Here is a 21,187-nt window from a genome sequence, read left to right on the forward strand (position 1 = left end):
CAAACGCGATAGCCCTGCGGTGTCCCCGGTGACGGCCACTGCTGCGTGGTCGATCTCGGCCCCCATTGCGCAGGCCGTCGGGTTTAATGTCCAGCACACCTGATGCGTTGGGATGCCGAAGCGGCTACGCGGTCGGCACCTTGCCCCCGTTTTACGCCTAAGAGGCGTCGCGCGGTGCTTGACTTTCGTGACAAGTCGTAGGCCTAACCGCCGCCACGCCGGCAACGCCAGCCATTGGCCTGCTGCCCCAAAGTACTGCGACGGCCGTGGAGCCTGCGTCCTCGGCTGCGGCTCAGGGGCCGCACCGAAAAAGGGCCTTTTGGGAGTTCGCAGAAAACCAGAACTTCCCGCTCTTAATCTGTACTATGTATATGGTACCCCGAACGCCCCCCCGAACGGGGTAGCGAAATCGTAGCGAACGTCTAGCGAAATCCTAGCGAAATCGTAGCGTTCGCTAGACGAATTCCTCAATGATAACAGCAAAACGCTAGCGAACGGGGTAGCGAACGCCTAGCGAAACTCTAGCGAACGTCTAGCGAAATCGTAGCGATCGCTAGAATAAGGACAGAATAAGGCCACGACTTTTCCGCCGATCCGCTAGCGAACGCCTAGCGAATGGGGTAGCGAAATCGTAGCGATCGCTAGCCGAATTCCTCAATGTTTCCGGTAAAAGCCGGTCTGGCGAACGGGGTAGCGAAATCCTAGCGAAATCCTAGCGAAACTCTAGCGTTCGCTAGAAACCCATAGGCAGATACCGATGAGCCGCCTCGAAGCCTACTGGAATCGATCCTCCACCACCGGGCGCAGCGCCCTGTGCCATGCCCTGCTCCACACCTGGCGCGACAGTCCGGGCTGGCAGCGCCGGCTCCGTGACGACTTCGGCATCGTCTGGTGCTGAGATGAAGCTCAAGCTCTCCATCACGGCCGAGCCCGGTGGCTACCGGTTCAAGGCCTGGACCGAAACCATGGGACTGGTGGAAGGTAGCGTCCACACCCTCCCGGACCTCCAGTATCAGGTCCAGGCCTACGTCTTCCGGCTGGTCAAGGATGCCAGACACGCCGGGATCGAGCCCGGAAAGGCGAGCTGAGCCGGCGAAACGGGAATTCGTGCTTTTGATGGGAGCGAAAGGGGCGTCGAACAGACCTCCACCTCGATCCAGCGAATTCCGGTCCTCTCCGATCCGGGTGCTCCCGATCTCTGATCCCGGTTCCGGTCCTGTCCCCTACCCTTCCAGTCTCCCTCCCGAGCCATGGGGAAGTGTCGATAGAGGATAGCCTACCGATTCTGGTAGGTGTTCCCTCCTCTCCAGTCTCTCTGTCTTCCCCTTGGGGGTGAGGTCAGTCTGATCCGGCGGCCCGGCAAAATTGGCGGCCCCCCGATCCACGATCGGAGAGCTTCGACAGGCTCGCAATGAGGGGAAACGACCCGGTGTGATCCACCTGGGTCAATCTCTACTAAACCACTGAAATGTAGCGGTTTTAAGGCCTTCCACTACGACGCTGTGCTGCCTGACATCAGCGCGTCGTAGCGGGTGCCGTGGGCCGTCCTGTGTCCTCCTGGGTGTCAGTCGGGAGGTGCATCACAGGGCGGCCCTCGGAAATCGGAACCCAACCCACAACAGCCAAGGAGACCGACATGGACCAGCTCCATGACGCCATTCGTGCGGCCGAGAACCAGCCATCCAGAAGACCGGAACAGGACCACGCCCTCGCCCTGGCCCGCTCCATCGCGGAGCTGCCGGGTGCTTCGCACCGGTTGATCAGGGAGGCCCGCGACCGGCTCGTCGAGGTCTTCGAAAATTAGAAGACCCACCCCGAATTTCGGAATTACCGGATCCCTATTCCGGAATTAATGCGGGATTTCTCGACCACCACTGAAATCTCCCAAACTCTACATCGAGCGAAACAACACAAGTATCTTTATACCTACCGAAAGAAGGTCAAGTGGTCGATACTGAAGCCACGACGACCGATATACGGTCTACCTCGCCAAAACCAACCTCTTCTGAGTCGTCTTCACGGGCGGAGGCCAGAAACAGACTATTCGCATTGATGCGAGTTAGCAGTCGAACAACACTGCGTCCGTCCTTGCAAGCCAAGAGGATCAAATCCCCTTCGACTGGCTCCCGCCTCTCGCTAGTATACATCAGACAACCCGCCTTGAACCATGGGCTCAACGTGTTGTCAGGCATGTAAAAGGCGGCCAAACTCTGATCATCAGAGAACTGCATTATTGTCGGAACAGAACGCTTCTCTTCTGCCGCTCGTCGACGAAGGTTTGCTGAAATTTTGGAAACGGCTCTGAGCGGAACTCCTCGCCGGAACGCTTTCTCCTCTAGGCTTGGCTCCCGCTCGACGCCGGGCTGGGATTCAAACGATCCGCCGATCAATACAGCAGGAAGCGTTTTAGGTATTTCAATTCCCGATGCCCTGGATATCTTTTGCAGAGTCGACAAGGAGGGTACGAACCGGTGCTTCGGATCATTCAAGATCCGCAGGACAGTCGAGGGCGCAAGATCGGCATGCCGCGCCAGATCAGTTCCAGTCCATCGTTTCTGCTTGAGAACCTCCCCGATCCATTCGGCAACTGCTTCCCGAGCCGTAGATGCCCGATCAACCGACATGACCACCCTCACGCAAATCCCGCACCATCGAAATTAGCATTATTGCCAATGGGGCGCAACACACAATCAAACCGCGCCGCATTCCTCTTGGAGCACATATTTGTGATCCGCGCACCGCATCCCGTCGCTTGCGTTGAGTTTGCATTAATGCGATATAGCAGCCAACGACGAGAGGCGCTCTGGACCCGCCGACCGCACCATAGGGCCAGTATTTATTAGATGAGTGTGGAGTTCTTAATGGCGCGGCCCGCTGCCATCCCCGAACGCGGCGACGTCCCGGTCAGCTCCGTTGCGCGGCTGCTTGGCCTGGGCGACGTGCGAGAGTTCGCGGCCCTCCAGCCTCGGCTGGAGGCTCGCGGCTTCCCGCGGCCCGATCCCGATACGGGTCGGTACTGCGTCGAAGCCGTCGATCGGTGGCGTCGGCTGCGGTCTGCGAGGCTCTTCCCCGAGCTGGCGTCCGCCAACATCGCGGCCGATCCGCGGGTCGATTTCCAGGAACGAATGCAGAGGGTCGGCCGTGGCTGAGGTGAAGATCCGATATTACGTCGTCCCCAGGGGAAAACGATCCGGCTACTGGATCCCCAACAAGGCGATGCGCGCACTCGGTTTCCGCACCATCCGGTGCGGAAAGGACGGCCCACTCGCGTGGGCCGTCGCCGAACAGTGGAATGCGCGCTGGGATGCAGTTCGGGCAAAAAGCGAGCCGTCCCCTGCCGAGATTGCCGCGGTCAAGCAGCCGCCGGACATCGCCGAGGCCGGGCGGGTCTGGCCGCGAGGATCGATCGGCGATGCGTTCCAGCGGTTCCTCAAGACGGAGGAATGGAAGCGGAAGGCTCCCGGCACCCGCCAGAAGATCTGGTGGCCGGCCTGGTTTCGGATCCGCGACGCGTGGGGCGACGCGAACCCGAACTGCATCACATTCGAGATGGTTTCCGAGTGGCGCTCCATCCTCGAGAAGCGCCATAGCCTGGACGTCGCCCACAAGACGATCAAGGTCTGGCGAGCTTTATGGAAGGTCATGCGCGGGATGCACATCGCCCGCGGCGACGATCCCTCGATCGGCGTCCGCAACATTGCGCCAAAGCCCCGGCACCAGTGCTGGAGCGAGGGCGAAGCTGTCCGTCTGGTAAAGGAGGCGTGGCGATCGGGCTATCAAGGCCTCGCCTGCATCGTCGCCGTCTGCTGGGACACCCTATTCTCCCCGGTCGATGTCCGAACGCTGGCCGACCGCCACATGGTCCGGATCGACGGTCGGCTCGTGTTCGATCGCTCGACGGAGGGTCGGACAAAGACCGGGCGGGCCGCCTACGGAACCCTGAGTCGGCGAACCGAGCGCCTCGTCATGGCGTATCTCGCCGAGCAGGGAGTCGTCCGGACTCCGGACGCCCTCCTGTTTCGTACCCAGGCCGGGTCGCCCTACCGGCCCGACATGCTCTCGCACGACTTCGGTCGGATCCGAGACCGGGTTTTCCGGGGCGACAAGCGCCAGCTGCGTGACATGCGGCGGGCCGGAACCGTGGAGATCATGGCCGGTGCTCCGGATGTGGGCACCGTCAGCGCGAAGCTCGCCAACTCGATCGAACGGTCGAACCAGCTCGCGAAGACCTACAGCCCGATTGATATCACTCAGGTCCAGTCGGCCGATGCGGCACGTGAACGCGGCCGGAAGCGACTCCGTGCCGGAACAAACCGGGTCGAAAAAGTCTCAACCTCCGGCCTGAAGGAGTCTCAACCGATGCCGAGAAGAGGCGCTAAGCTCGTGAAATAATTGGAGCGGGTGAAGGGAATCGAACCCTCGTCATCAGCTTGGAAGGCTGTTGCTCTACCATTGAGCTACACCCGCCGCAGCGTCGCGGTCGCCTCGGGGCGGCCGGACGCGGCCTTGCGGCACGGTCGGCTTCTCGCACAAGGCCGGGGCGACTTCAACCCTGGCGGGGCCCGCTCCGGCGGGCCTCGATCGCCGACGATCCTTTCGGGTGGCGGCGGGTCGTCGAGGCGGCCCCGGAGGTCGCAAGGCGAACCTCGCGGGGCGCCTTCCTCCCGACCCACGGTCCACCGTCCGGGGCGACTCGCGCGGCCCAGGCGCGCAGTCTCGATGGCACCCGGGCTTCCCCGACGGGCCGGTCGCGGGATCCGCACCCGGTTCGTCCGCGCGCCACGAGGACGTCGCCCTGCCCTGTGGCGGCCGACGGCGCCCCGCCCCCGCTGCACGCTGGCCTTCGGGGTCATCGGCGCAGCGGAGTGGCGCGCCCAGCGTCTTCGAGACGACGACGCCCGCACGGCCTCCGGCGGTGCGGGCGCTCGGGGATACGGGCCTCGTCCCCGGCGAGCCGGTCCCGGGTGCGCCGCAAATAAATCCGAAAAACGGACGGGGTGGTCCAAAACTGTGCCCGGACGTAGTCCGGGTTCGTAAGGTGTGTTTTACGAAGCTGTGCAAGTCTTCGCACAGTGGGAATGCAGCGAGTGCATGCGTGCTTGCCGGGAAAGGCGAATTTGCCGGCATGATCTCTTTGCATTGCGGTGATCCGCCCAACGGAGACTTGACGGCCCAGACGATCCTGGTAACCCGGAGCCACCTTAGAACCTGTCGACAGCAGGCAGCCACTGATACGAGAGACCAGACGAGGCACCCCCATGAGCCCGACCCCGAACCCGAAGTCCGACGATCCGCCCACCGCGCTGCTGGCGATCCTCGACACCTTCCGCCGTCACCCGGCCGCCGTGTCCGAGCGGGCCCGCGAGAGCCTCGAGGCCTTCGGGCTCATCGACAGCACCGAGTCGGCATCGGCCCGCAGCAAGCATCGCCGTTGAGCGGGCGCTGCGCGCCAGCGGCCGCGATCGACGACGCCGCGCAGCGACGGCCGTCGCCCCGGCGCGGCGAGCCGGCACCGGCACCTGATCGGCGCATCAGAAGCGATAGCTCGCGCCCAGCCGCGCGACGTGAAAATCGGTCGTGACGTCGGCCGTGTAGGAGCTGGGGCGCGTCCCCGGGCTGCCGACGCCGATGGCGAGCGCCGTGGACACGACGCCGGTGCGGCCCAGGTTCACGTAGAGATACTCGGCCTTCACGCTCCACCGCCCGGAGAGGCGCCATTCCGCGCCCGCTCCGGCGGTCCAGCCGAGCTCGACGCCGGACGTCGATCCCGAGAAGCACGGGACGCCCGGCGTGAAGCATTGATAGGAAAAGCCGCCGAGCCCAGCCCCGAAGGTCCCCGCCGGCCCGTCGAACCGGTAGGTGCTGGAGCGCTCGACATGGCCGTAGGCGAGGCCGCCGGTCCCGTAGAGCAGCACGCTGTCCGTGGCGAGCCAGCCGACCCGCGCCCGCAGGGTGCCCCACCAGTCGACCTTCTGCTCGGCCGTCAGCGTCTGGGTGAAGCTCGGCGCCGACAAGAGGCTGGTGCTGGTGCCGGCGCCGTTGCGCTCGAGCGACATCAGGCTGAAGTCCGCGACGAAGCCGGCCACCATGGCGGCGCTCGCCTGCACGTCGAAGCCGGCCTCCAGGCCGCCCGTGATCGAACTGGCCGAAAAGCCCGGCGCCACCAACGGCTGATTGCCCACGAAACTGCTGATCGCGGCGAGCCGGTTGGTGGCCGGGACATCGTTGCCGAAGAGGCGCAGGTCACGGTCGGCCCAGGCGCCGCCCGAGCGTCGCCCCGACATGGACGCCGGTCCAGGTCGGCGCGGCCGGCGGTGGCGTCTTGACGGCGAGATCAGCCGCCTGCGCGGCCGTTGCGAGCGTCAGGCCCGCGAGCACCGGGACCACCTGTCGGATCATGACGAGCCCCCTGCGAATTCCCATCGTCAGGCTAGCAAGGGGACGATCAGCGGGCTGTAAGCCGGCGCGCCACACGGCGGCCAATAGGGCGGCGCGCAGCCGACGACGACCGGCCGCACCGGGCCAACGGTGCTGTCCGATTTGGCTTTCTCTAAGAAAATCAAGATGGTGGGGGAGGTAGAAGTCGATTCTTCCCGTAGTTTCAGTGGTTTAAATCATGGTGCGGGAGTTTCCTGCCCCTTGATTCACAAAGAGGATTCTTGGGCCTTCCCGCACCCCCGCCTCCAGGTCTTCTACCCGACAACGGTGGCCTTTGACAGCCGGGTTCCTGGGCTGTCCGGCCATCGGGCTCCGAACGTCCCCCATCGAGGACCGGAACTCAGGTTCGGCACCGCTCAACCGGGAGGGGCAGCATGCTGAAAATCGCGTGTTTTGGGCAAAAGGGCGGCGTCGGAAAGTCGACGATCGCCCGCCTCGTCGCGGTCTCCTTCGCCCGGACCGGTTCGCGCGTGAAGATCGTCGACCTCCACGCGAAGCAGCGGACCTGCCTCGAGTGGAGCGCTATCCGATCGTCGCAGAGCGTCGCTCCCGTGATCGTGGCAGACCTCTTCGAAGAGCCGGCCCGCGCATTGCACCAAACAGACCTCGATATCGTCGTGCTGGACAGCGGTCCTCACGACGCGGCCACGGTGTTGTCGACCGCCCGGGACGTCGACCTGGTCATCATTCCGACCGCCACCTCGCGCGACGACCTGAAGCCACAAGTCGAGTTCGGACTGGAGCTGAACCGCCAAGGCGTCGACCGGAGCCGCCTGCTCTACGTCGTCAACATGGCGAACGGCAGCGAAACCTGCATCGACGAGGCGAAGGCCTACGTGCGGAGGCACGGCTTCTCGGTGGCCGACACGACGCTCGTCCACTCGGCAAGCTACATGAACGCCCACGACGTCGGGCGCTGCATCGCCGAGACAGAATTGGCAGGGCTCAACGAGCAGTCCGACGCACTCTTCCGAGAGGTCGTCGACCGCATTGATCGTCTCGCCGGTGGCGAGCTGCTCGAGGACAACAGCAAGCGGACCACCCGGCTGGTCGACTGCAACTTCAAGGTCGCCCCCGGCTTCCATCGCGCCTTCAAGACAGCCGCGGCTCTCAATCGAATGTCCATGCGGGAGCTCCTCGAGGTCAGCGTCAGGAGCTGGATCTCGGAGAACTGCAAGGACGACCCGCGCATCCGGATGCTCTGTCCCGAGCTGTTTCCTGACAAGAGTGCGTAGCCCAGCGATACACTCGGCCGTCACGGATCCCGGCGCCCCGGCGATGTGCTCGCCCGCAGCGACACGGCTTTCTGGAGAGCGCCGCCGAGCTCGACCGGCTCTACTGCAGGTCGGAAGTAGCTCGGTCCCGGTCGGGACAGGCCGCAACGAAGAGCTCGGATCCTAGGTTTGGCGTGAAATTCCAGCGCCGGCACACCCGAGGCACAGGGGTAAGACATGCGTGCCGTTTCTAGGACTTCGCATGGCGCTTGCTTCATCCGCCCGCGCGGTCCAGCGGCAGAGGTCTGAGATAACTTCGTCGCAAGCTTCACGACTGCGACGACCGGAACGCTACATCTCTCATGGACCGCCACCACGAGCGACGGCCCAAGGGGAGACAAATATGAGTCGATGTAGTGACGACCTACTCGCACAAGGGTCGTGGGAGGAGAATAACCCTCCGGACACCGAAGCGTTTTTTCCTGGCGATACCGATTCGGATCCGAAATTCATTGCGCTGGAAGCGGCTCTCGCTCTCCTCGACGCCGACGATATCGTCCGCGACGACGACGAAACACCTGATCCCGAGCAGCCGACAGCTGCTGTTCACCTGAACCCAGACAACGAAGCGGCGGCCGAGAACGCTGCCGGGAGCGCCAGCCCCGTCGAGGGGGATGCCGGGCCGAGCAATATCACGGTCGATGCAGCAAACGACGTGTGTGCCCCATCGCCGTTGGTCCGGATGGTCCGCGAGAAGCGACTTCGAATCGAGCGCGACGCCCACGAGAAGAGAGCAGAGAACCGAGCGATCAAATCCGCGCACAAGGCGCGCAAGGCCGCAGCGCGCCATCCGGCCGCCGCGCGTGCTGCTGAGATCGCCAAGCGCAAAGGGCTGACCGGAGTAGCCTTCGAGTGGGAGAAGGAGCGGTGTCGGAAGCGGATCAATCAACAGGATCACCGCAACCGGGAGCGGAACATGCGGCCGCCCAAGGCACAGATCGACATCGCGGTTGTTGTGCTGACCAGGGCAGAGATCTCGAGCCGTTACCTGAAACTCAAAGCTTGGCTCGACCAGCCTGGCCCCGTCCAGCGGAAGCTTCGCGGCAAGGACCATGAGATCATCAAGGACTGGTGCAGCTTCCAGGCGTTCACCGGCGAGCATGGGCGAGCTCCTGGTCCGACCGAATTCGCGGCTCTCGTCCAGCACCGGACAGGAACGCCCACAACGCCTTTTCAGGGCCGCAATCGGCTCGCGCGGCTGGTCAGTATGGAGGTTAAAGCCGGGCCATGGTCGGTGACAAGTCTTGCGGAACAACGGTGACGCCGAGCTTCAGAACTCGGCCGCTCCGGGCAAGCCAAATATCTTCTCATTTACAGCAGCTTGACCGGAGAACCGAGATCGCATGCCGGGGAGGGTTTATCCCGCAAAACTGGTCACCGGCTTCCACTATAAGATATATTTCTTTTAGAGACTCCTTGAGAGTGGAAGCCGGTGACATGTTTGCGAAACAAGCGAGGCCTACTCCCGGATCGTGGAACTTCACTCCGGTCAAATAAAGTAAGAGGATGAGAGAAGCCCTCGCTTCGCTCGGAGCGCGCAGCTTCATAGCACGGGCTATTCGAAACGTCCGGCCGACTGACTGGGCTTACGGTGGCTGAGTGCGTAGAGCGCAGATCGAGGTCGCTGCTCTCCCAGTCCAAACGTCCCGGCGAAACCTGCGCGGCCGCTGAATGCCGCGTTCTGCCCGCCTCGCGGCTCGTGGTGCGCTGGCGACGCTGGATCGAGGAAAGCCAGTCCAGCACAGTCCAACGAACCCACGGCGTTCTGGCGGCGTCGCGACCAAGCATCGCTACTCGTCCCAGCTTCAATGAGGCCACGATCGAGTCTGTGACGTCGAATAGCAGACCGGGAGCCCGGCAAAGTCCGCGCTCTACTGCGACAGTAGCCGTCGGTGATAACCGTGCGGACCGGAGTCTCGGAACGGATCGCCGAGACTCCGCGTCTTAACCTCCCATATTATAATCAGCCGGCGAACGTGCATTCGCGAGCACGCTAACGCACGTGCAGGCCGAGGTGCCGTTCGAACATGGCCTTCAGCTCGTCCACGCAGTCGGCGAAGACGACCATGTGGTGGCAGCCGAGCGACTGGTCGATGCGCTTCTCGCTCGAATCGATCTTGAAGCGGAACTGGGTCCGGCAGGTGTCCTCGTCGGGATTGCCGATCAGCTCGGCCGGAAACATGGTCGCCTCGCTGAACTCGTTGCCGATTCGGAAGATGGTGGCGCGGCACGGTGACGCGACCTCGATCCGCTGGGCGACGCTCTCGCCGGTCTCGTGATGCGACCGCACCGTGTAGGTCGTCGGACCGGCGGCGAGCCGGCGTGGCGCCGTGCAGTGGACGAGATCGAGCCGGTCGTCCGGATAGTAGACCGGATTGCCCATGAACACCGGGAGCCCCGTGACGGCCTTGCCCACGATCATCGAGACGGCCGCGTCGAGATCGCCTTCGCAGGCCGCGACCATGCCGGGCGTGTCGTTGAGGAGCGACAGCGCCAGGCAGGACGTGACCCGGAGCTGGCGCACCAGCGAGAAGCACGAGATCGTCACGGCGTTGCAGGCGTGCCGCTCCATAAGCGCCTTCATCGCTACGAACAGCCGATAGGCGTCCTCGACGTGCTGGCGGCGTGGCTCGACGCAGGCCGCTGCGGCACCGAGATACTCGGCCGCGAAGGCCGACACCTCGGGACCGCCCGGCACCGCCTCGTAGGCCGCGAACAGCTCCTCGAGCCCGAGATGGACGCAGCGGATGCCGAGCCGGTCCTCGATGCGGCGCTCATCGACGCTCGCCGACACCACCCAGCTCTGCGTGTAGCCGATGATCAGGAGCCGGGTCGCGCGGATCCGGTCGATCGCCGCGGCGGCCCCGCAGGTCCGGGCGAAGGACGCGGCATCGAAGACGCGCTCGACCCGGACACCGCGATTGCGCAGATTCGCCCAGCAGTCCATCACGGCCGGCATGGCGTTGTGCGAGGCGAGCGTGCGGGCGACCTGCTCGCCCGCCGCGTCGAACAGGCCGCCGCCCGGGAACGGCCACCACAGCAGCGACCGCGGCACCGCCTTGGCGATCGACAGGAGCCACGGCTGGACGGCGCCCGAGAGCGCCACCAGCAGCGGCACGCCGTCGCCGCCGGCGGCGAGATGGCGCTCGACGGCGCCTTGGTCGGTGAGATGGACCGGGGACGAGACCTCGACCTCGGCCGGCACGAGCGTGCGGATCTGCTCGCTCAGCGCCGCCGCCACGGAGGCGAACAGATCCGCCGGATAGTAGACGGGGCTCGCGAGAAGCACGGGTTGAATGCGCATGGTTCGATCCTCGGCTGGTGGCGCCGCCTCACGGCGACACCTCCTCGAGCACGCGACCCTTGGTCTCGATCGCGAACAGCGCGACCACGACGGCGGCGAACAGGGCGACGACGCCGAAGGTGAGGAAGACCGAGCCGAGCCCGTAGCCGATCATCGTGCCGACGACAGTCGGGCCGGCCATCGAGGCGAGACGGAGCCAGGCCGTGGCGGTGCTCACCCCGATCGCCCGCACCCGGGTCGGATAGAGCTCCGGCGTGTAAAGATAGACGCCGATCGCCGCCGAGGTCGCGAAGAAGTAGGCGCCGCTGCCGTAGATCAGCACGTCCTGCGGCGTGGTGGCGCCGTTGATCCACAGGATGCCGAGGAACACGGACGAGCCGGCGAGCGCCAGCGCGAACCAGGCGCGGCGGCCGACGTGATCGATGGTCAGCGCGCAAAGGGTCGCCCCGACGAAGCCGATCGCGTTGCTGATCAGGCCGTAGCGCAGCGACTGCTCGAGCGGCAGATGGAAGACGGTCCGGTAGAGGGTCGGCAGCCAGGTGCCGATGCCGTAATAGACGATGTAGCTGCCGAACCAGATGAACCACACGACGATGGTGCGGCGCAGATAGTTCGGTCCGAACAGATCGCGCCACGATGGTGCGATCGACGGTGCGGCATTCGTGGTCGGGGCCGGCTGCGGCAGCGGCTGGCCGGTGGCGGCGCGCGTCGCCTCCTCGATGCCGGCGAGCGTCTGGTCGGCCTCGGCCAGCCGGCCGTGGCTGGCGAGCCAGCGCGGCGACTCAGGGACATGGCGCAGCAGGATCCAGATCAGCACCAGCGGCGCCGCGCCGAGCACGAACATGGCCTGCCAGCCGAGCGACGGCACCAGCCAGTAGCCGAGCACGCCGGCCGCCACGACGCCGACCGAGAAGATCAGCTCATAGAGCAGCACGAAGCGGCCGCGTCCCTTGGCCCGGGTGATCTCGCTGATATAAACGGCCGCGATCGGCACCTCGCCGCCGAGCCCGAAGCCCTGGATGGTGCGGAACACCAGGAGCGATTCGTAGTTCCAGGAGAACGCGCAGGCGATGCTCATCAGGCCGAAGGTCGCGACACACAGCGCGATCGCCCGCACCCGCCCGATCCGCTCGGCGAGCCAGCCGAAGAACAGGGCGCCGAGCAGCTGGCCGAGATAGCCGACCGAGATGAGGAAGCCGATCTGCGCCCCGGTGAGCTTCCACATCGGCGCCAACACCGGCAGCACCTGGGCGATCGTCAGCGCATCGAAGGCATCGAAGAAGGTGGCGACGCCGATGACGAGGCGAACTTTGACGTGCCAGGCGCAGATCGGCAGCCGCTCGATGCGGCTCGCGATCCCGGCCGCCGTGACGGCGCTCGCCGGCGCCGCCGCCGGGGCGTAAGTCTGACCGTGCAACACTTCGGACGACATAGCGTCCTCCGCGACCGCCGTTCGCGCGCCAGCAGCGCTTGTGTCACGTCCGCGCCGGCGGTCGGTCGCAGCCGTGCTTCATCGTTCGGCGCCGGAGCCCGACGCCGTCGAGAGCCGCCGGCACGCCGGCGGCACGGGATGTCACGGGGGTCGTCGCGAGACCGCGACGGGGATCAGAAGACTCCGGACCGGACCTGGAACTTGCTCGGCTTGTCGTAGACGGGCTTGCCGCTCTTCACCCAGTCGGCGACCCAGCGCACCTGCGTGCGGACCGGCACCACGGGGTTGCCGAGCAGATCGGCGGCCGCGGCGCAGTCGACCAGCAGGCAGTCGGGTTTCTCCTCGCCCTCGAACATCGGCGCGATTCCGAAAATCTCACCGAACATCTGCGCGACGCGGCGCACACTGACGGTCTCGGGGCCGCCGATGTTGATCGGCGAGGACGGCACCTCGCAGTGGCGCAGCAGACGGATGATCTGGGCCGTGGCGTCGCCCTGCCAGATGATGTTGACGTGACCGGTGGCGAGCGGCACCGGCGTGCCGGACAGCACCCAGGAGGCGATCTCTTGCAGGACGCCGTAGCGCATGTCGATCGCGTAGACGAGGCGAGCGATCCGCCCCGGCGTGCCGAGCCGACGCGAGTAATACTGGAAGGTCCGCTCGCGGCCGACCACCGAGTTCGCATACTCGCCCGGCCGCGCGAAGGGCGGCGTAACCTCGGCGGTGCCGCCGTGCAGCGGGTTCGACCACGGATAGACGTGGATGGTCGAGAAGGCGACGATCCGGCTGCCGGCGAAGGCCTTGGCGACGATGCCGGGCGCGATCGTGTTCATCGCCCACAACAGATCCTCTCGGCCTTTGTAGTCAAACTTCATGCCGGCCATGTATATCACGTTGGCGACCTTGGGCAGCGCGTTCACGGCCGCCTCGTCGAGCAGGTCGCAGCGGATCGTCTCGATTCCCCACGCCTGCAGATGCGCCTTGAGCCCCTCCTCCGAAAAGCGGGAGACGCCGATCACGCGCTTGTCCGGTGCGGCGCGCTTAATCATGCGGGCGAGGCAGACACCGACCTTGCCGCCGACGCCGAGCACCGCGACGTCGCCGTCGAGGCTCGCCAGATCCTCGACGACCGCGAGGGTCGGCATCGACATGAAGTCTTCCAGATGATCGGTGTCGCGGAAGACCTCCGGAAAGACCTCGGGTCCGGTCAAGAGCTGGGTGGGCTCGCTCTTCAGCATCGGATGCTCCATCACTGCCCGCTCATGCGGCGAGCGGAATCGTCTTGCCCTGCTCCGAAAGCCAGCGTGCGAGATTGGCCTGCACGAAGGCGTCGTCGTTCATCTCGGGGTATTGCGCGTAGACGCGCGCAATCTCTTCCGCCTGGCCCGGGCTCGGCGTCTCGGCCGGGCTCAGGCACCACGTCCCGCGCAGCAGGCCCTGGCGCTGCAGCACCGCGAGGCAACCTGGAATGCAGCCGGCGAGGTCGTGCGCCGCGTCGTAGATCGCGGCGTTGCAGTCGGTGACGATCGAGTCGAGCGCCAGCAGATCGGCCGGCACGTCGGCGCCGTCGGGCAGCGCATGGATGCGGTCGAGCAGCTCCACGGCCTTGCGGGTCCACACACTCCAGTGCCCGAGCAGGCCGCCGCGGATCCGCACCCGCGTCTCGCTCGCGCCATCGGGCACGACGAGATCGAGCACCACGTGATCGTCGTTGCCGGTGTAGAGCGTGACGCGGTCGGCGACGCCCGCGTCGACCACGGCGCGCACGATCTCGACGGTGCGATAACGATCGAACGGCGCCATCTTGATCGCGACGACGTTGTCGATCGCCGCGAAGGCGCGCCAGAAGCCGTAGCTCAGATGCATGCCGCCGACGGCCGGCAGCAGCGCAAAGCCGATCACCGGAATCTCTTTCGCGACGCGGCGACAGTGATCGAGGATCTCGGCCTCGCCGACGCCGCGGAACGCCGCGACGTTGAGGAGGGCCGCGTGATAGCCGAGGTCACGCGCCGTCTCGGCCTCGCGCACCGCCTGCTCGGTGCGCCCGGTGACGCCGGCGACCAAGAGGCGGGGCGTGTCGGACCAGGCCGCGCAGGTCTCGGCGGCGAGCCGCAGCACCGGCCCGTAGAGACCGGTCTCTCGGATCGCGAACTGGGTGGTGTGGACGCCGACCGCGACGCCGCCGGCGCCGGCATCGAGATAGTAGCGGGTCAGCGCCCGCTGCCGGATCGGGTCGAGGCGGCGGTGCTCGTCGAGCGCGAGCGGATGCGCCGGCAGCACGGTTCCGGCACGCAGGCGGTCGAGCAGCGGAGTGGGAAGATCGGTCCAGAGACGGGGCATCGGAACACTCTCACCCGGCAAGCGCCAGCGGGGCGGCGGAGGCCTCGAACAAGGCCTTGTCCATGAGGGGCAGCGGATCGGCGATGGCGACGGGAGCGTAGTCCATGCGGCCGAGCACGTCGGCCCGCACGTCGATGCCCGGTGCGACCTCGGTCAGCACCAGACCGTCGCGCGAGACCTCGAAGACGGCGCGCTCGGTGACGACCAGGGCAGTCTGGCCCTTGTCACGCACCCCGTCGAGCACGCGGTAGGTGATGCTCTCGGCCGTGTTCACGAATTTCGAGATCTTGCCGTCGCGCTCGATGCGCAGGCGGCCATCGGCGCAGGTGCAGTCGAAGCCGCCAGTCGTGAAGGTGCCGGTGAACACCAGCCGCCGGGCGTTCTCGGCGATGTCGATGAAACCGCCGGCGCCCGGATTGGCGGCGCCGAAGCGGGAGACGTTGACGACGCCTTCGGCGTCGAACTGGGCGAAGGCGAGCGCCGCGAACCGGCACAGCCCGCCGTCGATCGCGTCGAACTGCGTCACGCCGTCCATGATGGCGTCGGGATTGACGTTCGCCGAGAACTGCCAGTCCGACATGACGACGCCGCCGTAGGAGCCGTGCTCGGTGGTGAACCACCAGTCGGAGAGCCCGCCGTGGTCGAAGGCGCCCTGCTCCGCCATCACGAGCGGGATGTCGGCGGCGGCGCCGAAGCCGAAGATCGAGAGCTCGCGGCGGCGCACCTCGCGGGCGGCACGGCGGGCGATGACCTTGTCGGGCCCCATCGCGGGACGCGGCAGCCGGTCGAGCGGCATGCGCGGCGCCGAAAGATAGGCCGGGTCGTAGGGCGTGCCGGTGGTCATCATCATGTCGGGCGCGACCACGACCGCGTCGACGAACATGCCGGGGATCCGCACCGCGGTGGCCGCGCGCGAGTCGCGCTCGACGATGCGGCGCACCTGCGCGATCACCCGCCCGCCGGACGCCTTGGCGGCGAGCACCAGCGCCATGCTCGACGAGACGAGCGCCTCGTCCTCCCAGGACAGGTTGCCGTCGGCATCGGCCGAGGCGGCGCGCACGATCGCGACGTCGATCGGCCAGGTCGGATAGAACAGGTAGTCCTCGCCGTCGATCGCGACGCGGCGGATCAGATCCTGCTCGGCCCGCGCCGTGAAGCGGCCGCCGCCGTGCTGCGGGTCCACATAGGTGCCGAGGCCGACCTTCGTGAGATAGCCGGGGCTCTTGCGGGCGACCTCGCGCAGCCACTGCATCGAAGCGCCGAGCGGCCAGGAATAGGCCTCGACCTTGTTCTCGCGCACGAGCCGCATCAGCTCGGGACGCCGGCCCGTGACCGGATCGACCGGGTTGATGTAGGAGCCCGACACGATGCGCTTCATCAGGCCCTCGCGGGCCACGTGGTCCATGCCCTTGATGCCCTGCGCGTCGCCGGTCCCGCACGGGAAGTAGAAGGTGAGATCGCGCGGCGCCCCGGTGCGGCCGAAGCGCTCGCCGAGCGCGGCGAGGACGGCATCCGGCGTGATCCAGCCGATCACCCCGACCGAGGCGACCGTCGCCGGTCCGGAATGCCCGCGACGGCCGCGGCCGCATCGACGATCTTGCTCATGCTTTCACCGTGAATCGCGCCAGGGTCGCGGCGGCGGCCGGCCCCCGGCAGTCTTGCGCGAAGGCGCGCGAGGCGGCGGCGTCGAGCCGCTCGGCATCGTGCGCCGCGAGCGGCTCGAAGAAGCGCTTGGCGCTCGTGACCGCTTCGGCCGGCAGCGCGGCTAGCGCGGTCGCGTAGGCGGTGGCGCGCGCGAGCGCCCCGCCCTCCGGCGCCAGCAGGTCGGCGACGCCGAGGCGGTGCGCCTCGCGGCCGTCGATCGGCTCGGCGCCCCAAACGAGCATGCGGGCCCGCACTGGCCCGACGCGGGCGATCAACGACTGCAGGCCCCAGGGCGGAAGCCAGCCGTTCGCCACCTCTGGCAGTCGCCAGGTCGCGTCGGCGGCCGTGACGACGACGTCGCACGACACCGCCAGGATGAAGCCGCCGCCGAGCGCGTAGCCTTCGACGGCACAGACGACGGGCTTCGACAGGAGCGCGATGCGGCGCGCCACCGCGGCCGTGATCGCCTCGTGGTCGCACATCGCCGGGATGGAGAGGCCGCCGAGCTCTTTCAGATCGCTGCCGGCGCAGAAGGCGGGCGGCGCACCGGCGAGAACGATCGCCTTCACGGTCTCGTCCCGTTCGGCAGCGGTCAGTGCCGCATCCAAGGCGCGCATCGCCTCGGTGCCGAGGGCGTTGCGGCGCGCCGGGCGGTCGAGCATCAGCCGAAGGACGACGCCGTCACGGGTCACGGTGATCATGACACGCTCCGATCGAGGCCGGCGTCGTCGCGGTCGAGAACGAGACGCAGATCGCGCCCGGCTATGGCGCGCGGCGCGATGCGATCCTGCACGGCGATCGCGGCGGCGTGGCCGATCGCGTGCCCGTAGGCGAAGCACTGCGCCGTGACGCGGGCGGAGGCGACCGCCTCGTGCTCGGCCGACAGGCAGCGCCCGGCGGCGAGCAGGTTCTCGCCCCACACCGGGACGAAGCAGCCGTAGGGGACCTCGTAAAAGTCGTCGAGGAGCCACGCGACCTTGGGCTTGTCGCCCGCGTGCAGCTCGATCGGCCACGGCGAGCGCGCGATCCCGTCGGAGAACTTCGCGCCCGACACCACGTCGGTATTGGCGAGCCGGACGACGCCCTCGATCTGGCGAGTCTGCCGCACCCCGACCTGAGGGCCGGTGTCGTCGACAAACGCGTCGGCGCAGCCGACGAGGGTCTCGCGGAAGAAAGCGGCGTAGGCTCGCACCTGACGGCGGCTTTCCTGCTCGGCCTCGGTGAAGTCGCGCCAGAACAGCGTGTTCAGCTCGCGGCCGTCGCGGCCGACCACCCGGGTGCAATTGCACAGGAGCTCGCCGGGACGCGGCGTCGTGAACAGCCAGATCTTGCTGCGCGGCAGGTCGTAGCGGCCGGACGCGCGGGCTGCCTCGATCGCCTGCGCGACCGCGGGCGGCATGATCGTGTCGGAGCCGTAGGCGGCCAGAAACGCCGCGGTGTCGACGCCGGCAAGGCGGAAGATCATGGTCGGGTTCTGCACCCGACCGCGGTCGCCGACGACGCTCGGCAGCCCCGCCATGGCGATCAGGTCGGCATCGCCGGAGGCATCGATGGTGACGCCTGCCCGGATCGTGACGCGCCCCTGCTTGGTCCACAGGACGACGCCTTCGATCGCCTCGCCGCCCTCGGCCAACACGCCGATCGCGACCGCGTGGAAGATCACCCGCACGCCGGCTTCGGCGAGCAGCGCGTCGGCCGTCTCCCGCCACTTCAGCGGATCGTGCACGCGCGTGAAGGTCTTGCCGTAGGGCACCGGCGGCGTCAGCCCGCCGACGGCAGCGAGGCGGTCGACGAACTCGGCCGCGAAGCCGTGGACCACCGGCTCGGGCTTAGCGCCCGCTCGCTCCGTTGCGGCATAGAGGCCGCAGACCGTGCCGGACAGGCCGGCGACGGCGCCGCCGCCGCAGAACCCGTAGCGCTCGACGAGCGTCACGGCGAGGCCGCGGCGCGCTGCCGTGACGGCCGCCGCGACACCGGCCGCGCCACCGCCGACGACGAGCACGTCGGTGTCGAGCCGTTCGTCCGGCCTGCGATCGATCGGGTGCGTTTCCACGAGGCGACGCTTTCCTAGGGGGTGCGGCCTTCTTGTCGGCAACTGACATATCAGTTGGCGACGAGGCGGTCAACCTCTATGATCGAGGCAACCGAAAGCAGTCGCCCGACATGACCCTGCCCGTGAGCACCGACAGCCTCGCCGAGACGGCCTATCGCCGGATCGAGGACATGATCGTCCGCCGGGAGCTGCCGCCCGGCTCGATGATCTCGGAGAACAAGCTGTCGGACGAGCTGGGCTGCGGCCGCACCCCGATCCGCGAGGCGCTGCAGCGCCTCCGGCTCGAGGGCTTCGTCGAGATCCACCCGCGCCGCGGCGTGCTGGTGTCGCCGGTCGACGTGCGCCGGCAGCTCGAGCTTCTGGAGGTCCGCCGCGCCCTCGACACGCTGGTCGCCACCCAGGCGGCGATGCGGGCGACGGACGCCGAGCGCAAGGAGATGCGGCGGCTCGCCGAGGAGATTCGCGACGCCGCCAAGGCGCGCGACCGCGACCGCTTCCTCGCCGCCAACCGGGCGATCCACGGCATCAAGGCGGCGGCGACCCGGAACAGCGTCATCGAAACGATGCTCGCCGGCGTGAACGCGCTGTCGCGGCGGTTCTGGTTCTCTTACGTGGAGGACGCCGACGCGTTCCGGGACGTCGCCGACAAGCACGCCGCCGTGGTGATCGCGATCGCCGACCGTGATCCACAGGCCGCGGTCGTCGCCACCGGCGCGCTCCTGGATTTCCTCGAGCGCCTCACCCGCGCCGCCATCGAGCCGCAGCCCTGAGGATACATCCGCCGATGCTCGAGGCACTCGGCTGCGCTCGAGCTGCTCCGAAGGGCGGAAGTCCCTCCGCTCGAATCAACCTGGATGCCGAACCTCGGAGACGCCGAACGGGCGGAGCGCGTTGCGGTCTCCTTTCAAGAGATCGGAGACCCTTCATCCCACGGGCGTGGGGAATGCAACAACAAGAAGCTGGACTCGATCTACGACGTCGGTTCATCCCCACGGGCGTGGGGAACGCACCGCCGAGGAGCTGCAGAAGCACACCGAAGCCGGTCATCCCCACTGGCGTGGGGAACGCCACCGCGCCTACGGCGCCAGCCGGGCCGAGAGCGGTTCATCCCCACGGGCGTGGGGAATGCAGCGTTGACCCCGACCGAACCCGATTGAGCCCCGGTTCATCCCCACGGGCGTGGGGAATGCTTCTGGATGCTCGCCTGGTTCAGCTCGAGCAGCGGTTCATCCCCACGGGCGTGGGGAATGCTCCTCTTAATGCTGCTCGTCGTCTGCCTCGCCCGGTTCATCCCCACGGGCGTGGGGAATGCTCGTCGAGCGCCGCGATGTCGGCCCGGCCGGTCGGTTCATCCCCACGGGCGTGGGGAATGCGGTCTCACTGTTCAGCAGTGGGACGACAAGTTCGGTTCATCCCCACGGGCGTGGGGAATGCTGCGTGCGCTCGATGCCGCGGACGAAGCGCACCGGTTCATCCCCACGGGCGTGGGGAATGCATCGAATTCGACGGCACCCGGCCGATGTAGAACGGTTCATCCCCACGGGCGTGGGGAATGCGACGCCCTGCGCCACATCCTCGGCGCCACGACCGGGTCATTCCCACGGGCGTGGGGAACGCACGCCACGGTCGGCCGCGCCTGGTGCGCAGCCCGGGTCATCCCCACGGGCGTGGGGAACGCCCGATCGGCACCGACGCCGCCAAGGACGCGATCGGGTCATCCCCACAGGCGTGGGGAATGCATCAACCGGAGGCGCTTGAACGGACCGTCCACCGGTTCATCCCCGCGGGCGTGGGGAACGCATCACCAGGCCCGCGAACAGGCCCCACACCTTCGGTTCATCCCCACGGGCGTGGGGAATGCACGTGGTCGAGCGATCCGGGCGCGGCGCATCACGGTTCATCCCCACGGGCGTGGGGAATGCAACGCGAGGATGGCCGCGCGCGTGTTCGGCCCCGGTTCATCCCCACGGGCGTGGGGAATGCATCGCGTAGAGCGCCGCGCCCGCCGCCACGATCGGTTCATCCCCACGGGCGTGGGGAATGCGAGCGCGTCGTCGCCCTCCTTCTCTGCCGGGGCGGTTCATCCCCACGGGCGTGGGGAATGCTGCTGATCGTCGCGGTAATAGCGCTCGAGGTTCGGTTCATCCCCACGGGCGTGGGGAATGCCTGAACAACTGGACGCACCTGCCGCGCGGCGGCGGTTCATCCCCACGGGCGTGGGGAATGCACCTCGTAGCCGCCGGTGTTGTCGACGCTGTTCGGTTCATCCCCACGGGCGTGGGGAATGCGACGACGAGCTCGGCGTCGCGCTGCCCTGGCGCGGTTCATCCCCACGGGCGTGGGGAATGCGGCTCCGCCGAAACCTCGGCCTGGGTGCGCGGCGGTTCATCCCCACGGGCGTGGGGAATGCTGCCACGGCTGGTGCGTGTCCGGGTTCAACGCCGGTTCATCCCCACGGGCGTGGGGAATGCATATAGCCGCGAAGAGCCGGACATCTGGAAGCCGGTTCATCCCCACGGGCGTGGGGAATGCTATTCAGCCCACAGGTCCGGATTGCGCAAAAGCGGTTCATCCCCACGGGCGTGGGGAATGCACGCTCGGCACGTAGACCGACCACGCCGAGATCGGTTCATCCCCACGGGCGTGGGGAATGCGGCGCCGGGCACGGCGCGCGACTGGCGAAGGACGGTTCATCCCCACGG

General features: G+C 67.2%; 18 protein-coding genes, 1 tRNA gene and 1 CRISPR repeat array. Of the genes, 8 read left to right on the forward strand and 11 right to left on the reverse strand.

Annotated features, from left to right (window positions below; translation table 11 throughout):
- Positions 1 to 757: 757 nt before the first annotated feature.
- The 3 genes from ABTU92_RS19795 to ABTU92_RS19805 all read left to right on the forward strand — a co-directional run bounded on the left by ABTU92_RS19795 (position 758) and on the right by ABTU92_RS19805 (position 1,804).
- Positions 758 to 898: a hypothetical protein gene (locus ABTU92_RS19795; protein ID WP_408093349.1), complete on the forward strand. Its 141-nt coding sequence runs from the start codon at positions 758 to 760 to the stop codon at positions 896 to 898.
- A 1-nt stretch (position 899) separates the two neighbouring features.
- On the forward strand, positions 900 to 1,088 hold the full coding sequence (locus ABTU92_RS19800; RefSeq protein WP_408093350.1) for a hypothetical protein: 189 nt from the start codon (positions 900 to 902) through the stop codon (positions 1,086 to 1,088).
- Between the two features lie 548 nt (positions 1,089 to 1,636).
- Positions 1,637 to 1,804, forward strand: a complete 168-nt coding sequence (locus ABTU92_RS19805; RefSeq protein WP_408093351.1) for a hypothetical protein — start codon at positions 1,637 to 1,639, stop codon at positions 1,802 to 1,804.
- A gap of 136 nt (positions 1,805 to 1,940) precedes the next feature.
- On the opposite strand, the gene ABTU92_RS19810 is transcribed toward ABTU92_RS19805, so the two are convergent.
- Positions 1,941 to 2,624, reverse strand: coding sequence for a helix-turn-helix domain-containing protein (locus tag ABTU92_RS19810; protein WP_408093352.1), 684 nt, complete (start codon positions 2,622 to 2,624; stop codon positions 1,941 to 1,943).
- Positions 2,625 to 3,141: 517 nt separating this feature from the next.
- On the opposite strand from ABTU92_RS19810, the gene ABTU92_RS19815 reads away from it, so the two are divergent.
- Complete coding sequence (locus ABTU92_RS19815) at positions 3,142 to 4,392, forward strand: hypothetical protein (RefSeq protein WP_408093353.1); 1,251 nt, start codon at positions 3,142 to 3,144, stop codon at positions 4,390 to 4,392.
- A gap of 1 nt (position 4,393) precedes the next feature.
- On the opposite strand, the gene ABTU92_RS19820 is transcribed toward ABTU92_RS19815, so the two are convergent.
- A tRNA-Gly gene (locus ABTU92_RS19820) sits at positions 4,394 to 4,467 on the reverse strand.
- A gap of 791 nt (positions 4,468 to 5,258) precedes the next feature.
- Between ABTU92_RS19820 and ABTU92_RS19825 the strand changes: the two genes are divergently transcribed.
- On the forward strand, positions 5,259 to 5,435 hold the full coding sequence (locus ABTU92_RS19825) for a hypothetical protein (protein ID WP_378480115.1): 177 nt from the start codon (positions 5,259 to 5,261) through the stop codon (positions 5,433 to 5,435).
- A 96-nt stretch (positions 5,436 to 5,531) separates the two neighbouring features.
- Here ABTU92_RS19825 and ABTU92_RS19830 read toward each other — a convergent pair whose 3' ends face one another.
- Entirely contained in the window at positions 5,532 to 6,284 is a 753-nt protein-coding gene (locus ABTU92_RS19830) for an outer membrane protein (RefSeq protein WP_408093354.1), read from the reverse strand.
- Positions 6,244 to 6,399 (reverse strand): hypothetical protein, encoded by a 156-nt coding sequence (locus tag ABTU92_RS19835; protein WP_408093355.1) that lies wholly within the window; start codon positions 6,397 to 6,399, stop codon positions 6,244 to 6,246. Before ABTU92_RS19835 ends, ABTU92_RS19830 begins: the two co-directional genes overlap by 41 nt.
- Positions 6,400 to 6,812: 413 nt before the next feature.
- On the opposite strand from ABTU92_RS19835, the gene ABTU92_RS19840 reads away from it, so the two are divergent.
- Complete coding sequence (locus ABTU92_RS19840) at positions 6,813 to 7,673, forward strand: ParA family protein (RefSeq protein WP_408093356.1); 861 nt, start codon at positions 6,813 to 6,815, stop codon at positions 7,671 to 7,673.
- 382 nt (positions 7,674 to 8,055) lie between these two features.
- Positions 8,056 to 8,973, forward strand: a complete 918-nt coding sequence (locus ABTU92_RS19845; RefSeq protein ID WP_408093357.1) for a hypothetical protein — start codon at positions 8,056 to 8,058, stop codon at positions 8,971 to 8,973.
- Positions 8,974 to 9,705: 732 nt separating this feature from the next.
- Here ABTU92_RS19845 and ABTU92_RS19850 read toward each other — a convergent pair.
- The 7 genes from ABTU92_RS19850 to ABTU92_RS19880 all read right to left on the reverse strand — a co-directional run bounded on the left by ABTU92_RS19850 (position 9,706) and on the right by ABTU92_RS19880 (position 18,485).
- Positions 9,706 to 11,016, reverse strand: coding sequence for a hypothetical protein (locus ABTU92_RS19850; RefSeq protein WP_408093358.1), 1,311 nt, complete (start codon positions 11,014 to 11,016; stop codon positions 9,706 to 9,708).
- A 28-nt stretch (positions 11,017 to 11,044) separates the two neighbouring features.
- Positions 11,045 to 12,448, reverse strand: a complete 1,404-nt coding sequence (locus ABTU92_RS19855) for an MFS transporter (RefSeq protein ID WP_408093359.1) — start codon at positions 12,446 to 12,448, stop codon at positions 11,045 to 11,047.
- A 173-nt stretch (positions 12,449 to 12,621) separates the two neighbouring features.
- The gene (locus tag ABTU92_RS19860; RefSeq protein WP_408093360.1) at positions 12,622 to 13,686 is read right to left on the reverse strand and encodes an NAD-dependent epimerase/dehydratase family protein; all 1,065 of its coding nucleotides are present in this window, start codon (positions 13,684 to 13,686) and stop codon (positions 12,622 to 12,624) included.
- Between the two features lie 22 nt (positions 13,687 to 13,708).
- On the reverse strand, positions 13,709 to 14,788 hold the full coding sequence (locus ABTU92_RS19865) for a dihydrodipicolinate synthase family protein (RefSeq protein WP_408093361.1): 1,080 nt from the start codon (positions 14,786 to 14,788) through the stop codon (positions 13,709 to 13,711).
- A gap of 10 nt (positions 14,789 to 14,798) precedes the next feature.
- On the reverse strand, positions 14,799 to 16,322 hold the full coding sequence (locus ABTU92_RS19870; RefSeq protein ID WP_408093362.1) for a CoA-transferase: 1,524 nt from the start codon (positions 16,320 to 16,322) through the stop codon (positions 14,799 to 14,801).
- 67 nt (positions 16,323 to 16,389) lie between these two features.
- On the reverse strand, positions 16,390 to 17,133 hold the full coding sequence (locus ABTU92_RS19875; protein WP_408093363.1) for an enoyl-CoA hydratase/isomerase family protein: 744 nt from the start codon (positions 17,131 to 17,133) through the stop codon (positions 16,390 to 16,392).
- Complete coding sequence (locus tag ABTU92_RS19880; RefSeq protein WP_408093364.1) at positions 17,130 to 18,485, reverse strand: FAD-dependent oxidoreductase; 1,356 nt, start codon at positions 18,483 to 18,485, stop codon at positions 17,130 to 17,132. Before ABTU92_RS19880 ends, ABTU92_RS19875 begins: the two co-directional genes overlap by 4 nt.
- A gap of 110 nt (positions 18,486 to 18,595) precedes the next feature.
- Between ABTU92_RS19880 and ABTU92_RS19885 the strand changes: the two genes are divergently transcribed.
- Positions 18,596 to 19,255 (forward strand): GntR family transcriptional regulator, encoded by a 660-nt coding sequence (locus tag ABTU92_RS19885; RefSeq protein ID WP_408093365.1) that lies wholly within the window; start codon positions 18,596 to 18,598, stop codon positions 19,253 to 19,255.
- Between the two features lie 209 nt (positions 19,256 to 19,464).
- Positions 19,465 to 21,139: a CRISPR direct-repeat array (repeat unit 29 nt; unit sequence CGGTTCATCCCCACGGGCGTGGGGAATGC).
- Positions 21,140 to 21,187: the final 48 nt, after the last annotated feature.

The organism is Rhodoplanes sp. SY1 (assembly GCF_046000175.1).
GTDB lineage: Bacteria > Pseudomonadota > Alphaproteobacteria > Rhizobiales > Xanthobacteraceae > Rhodoplanes.

Coding starts and splice junctions, on each gene's coding strand:
- ABTU92_RS19795 (WP_408093349.1), top strand. CDS start 758: ATGAGCCGCCTCGAAGCCTACTGGAATCGATCCTCCACCACCGGGCGC.
- ABTU92_RS19800 (WP_408093350.1), top strand. CDS start 900: ATGAAGCTCAAGCTCTCCATCACGGCCGAGCCCGGTGGCTACCGGTTC.
- ABTU92_RS19805 (WP_408093351.1), top strand. CDS start 1,637: ATGGACCAGCTCCATGACGCCATTCGTGCGGCCGAGAACCAGCCATCC.
- ABTU92_RS19810 (WP_408093352.1), bottom strand. CDS start 2,624: ATGTCGGTTGATCGGGCATCTACGGCTCGGGAAGCAGTTGCCGAATGG.
- ABTU92_RS19825 (WP_378480115.1), top strand. CDS start 5,259: ATGAGCCCGACCCCGAACCCGAAGTCCGACGATCCGCCCACCGCGCTG.
- ABTU92_RS19830 (WP_408093354.1), bottom strand. CDS start 6,284: ATGTCGGGGCGACGCTCGGGCGGCGCCTGGGCCGACCGTGACCTGCGC.
- ABTU92_RS19835 (WP_408093355.1), bottom strand. CDS start 6,399: ATGATCCGACAGGTGGTCCCGGTGCTCGCGGGCCTGACGCTCGCAACG.
- ABTU92_RS19840 (WP_408093356.1), top strand. CDS start 6,813: ATGCTGAAAATCGCGTGTTTTGGGCAAAAGGGCGGCGTCGGAAAGTCG.
- ABTU92_RS19845 (WP_408093357.1), top strand. CDS start 8,056: ATGAGTCGATGTAGTGACGACCTACTCGCACAAGGGTCGTGGGAGGAG.
- ABTU92_RS19850 (WP_408093358.1), bottom strand. CDS start 11,016: ATGCGCATTCAACCCGTGCTTCTCGCGAGCCCCGTCTACTATCCGGCG.
- ABTU92_RS19855 (WP_408093359.1), bottom strand. CDS start 12,448: ATGTCGTCCGAAGTGTTGCACGGTCAGACTTACGCCCCGGCGGCGGCG.
- ABTU92_RS19860 (WP_408093360.1), bottom strand. CDS start 13,686: ATGCTGAAGAGCGAGCCCACCCAGCTCTTGACCGGACCCGAGGTCTTT.
- ABTU92_RS19865 (WP_408093361.1), bottom strand. CDS start 14,788: ATGCCCCGTCTCTGGACCGATCTTCCCACTCCGCTGCTCGACCGCCTG.
- ABTU92_RS19875 (WP_408093363.1), bottom strand. CDS start 17,133: ATGATCACCGTGACCCGTGACGGCGTCGTCCTTCGGCTGATGCTCGAC.
- ABTU92_RS19885 (WP_408093365.1), top strand. CDS start 18,596: ATGACCCTGCCCGTGAGCACCGACAGCCTCGCCGAGACGGCCTATCGC.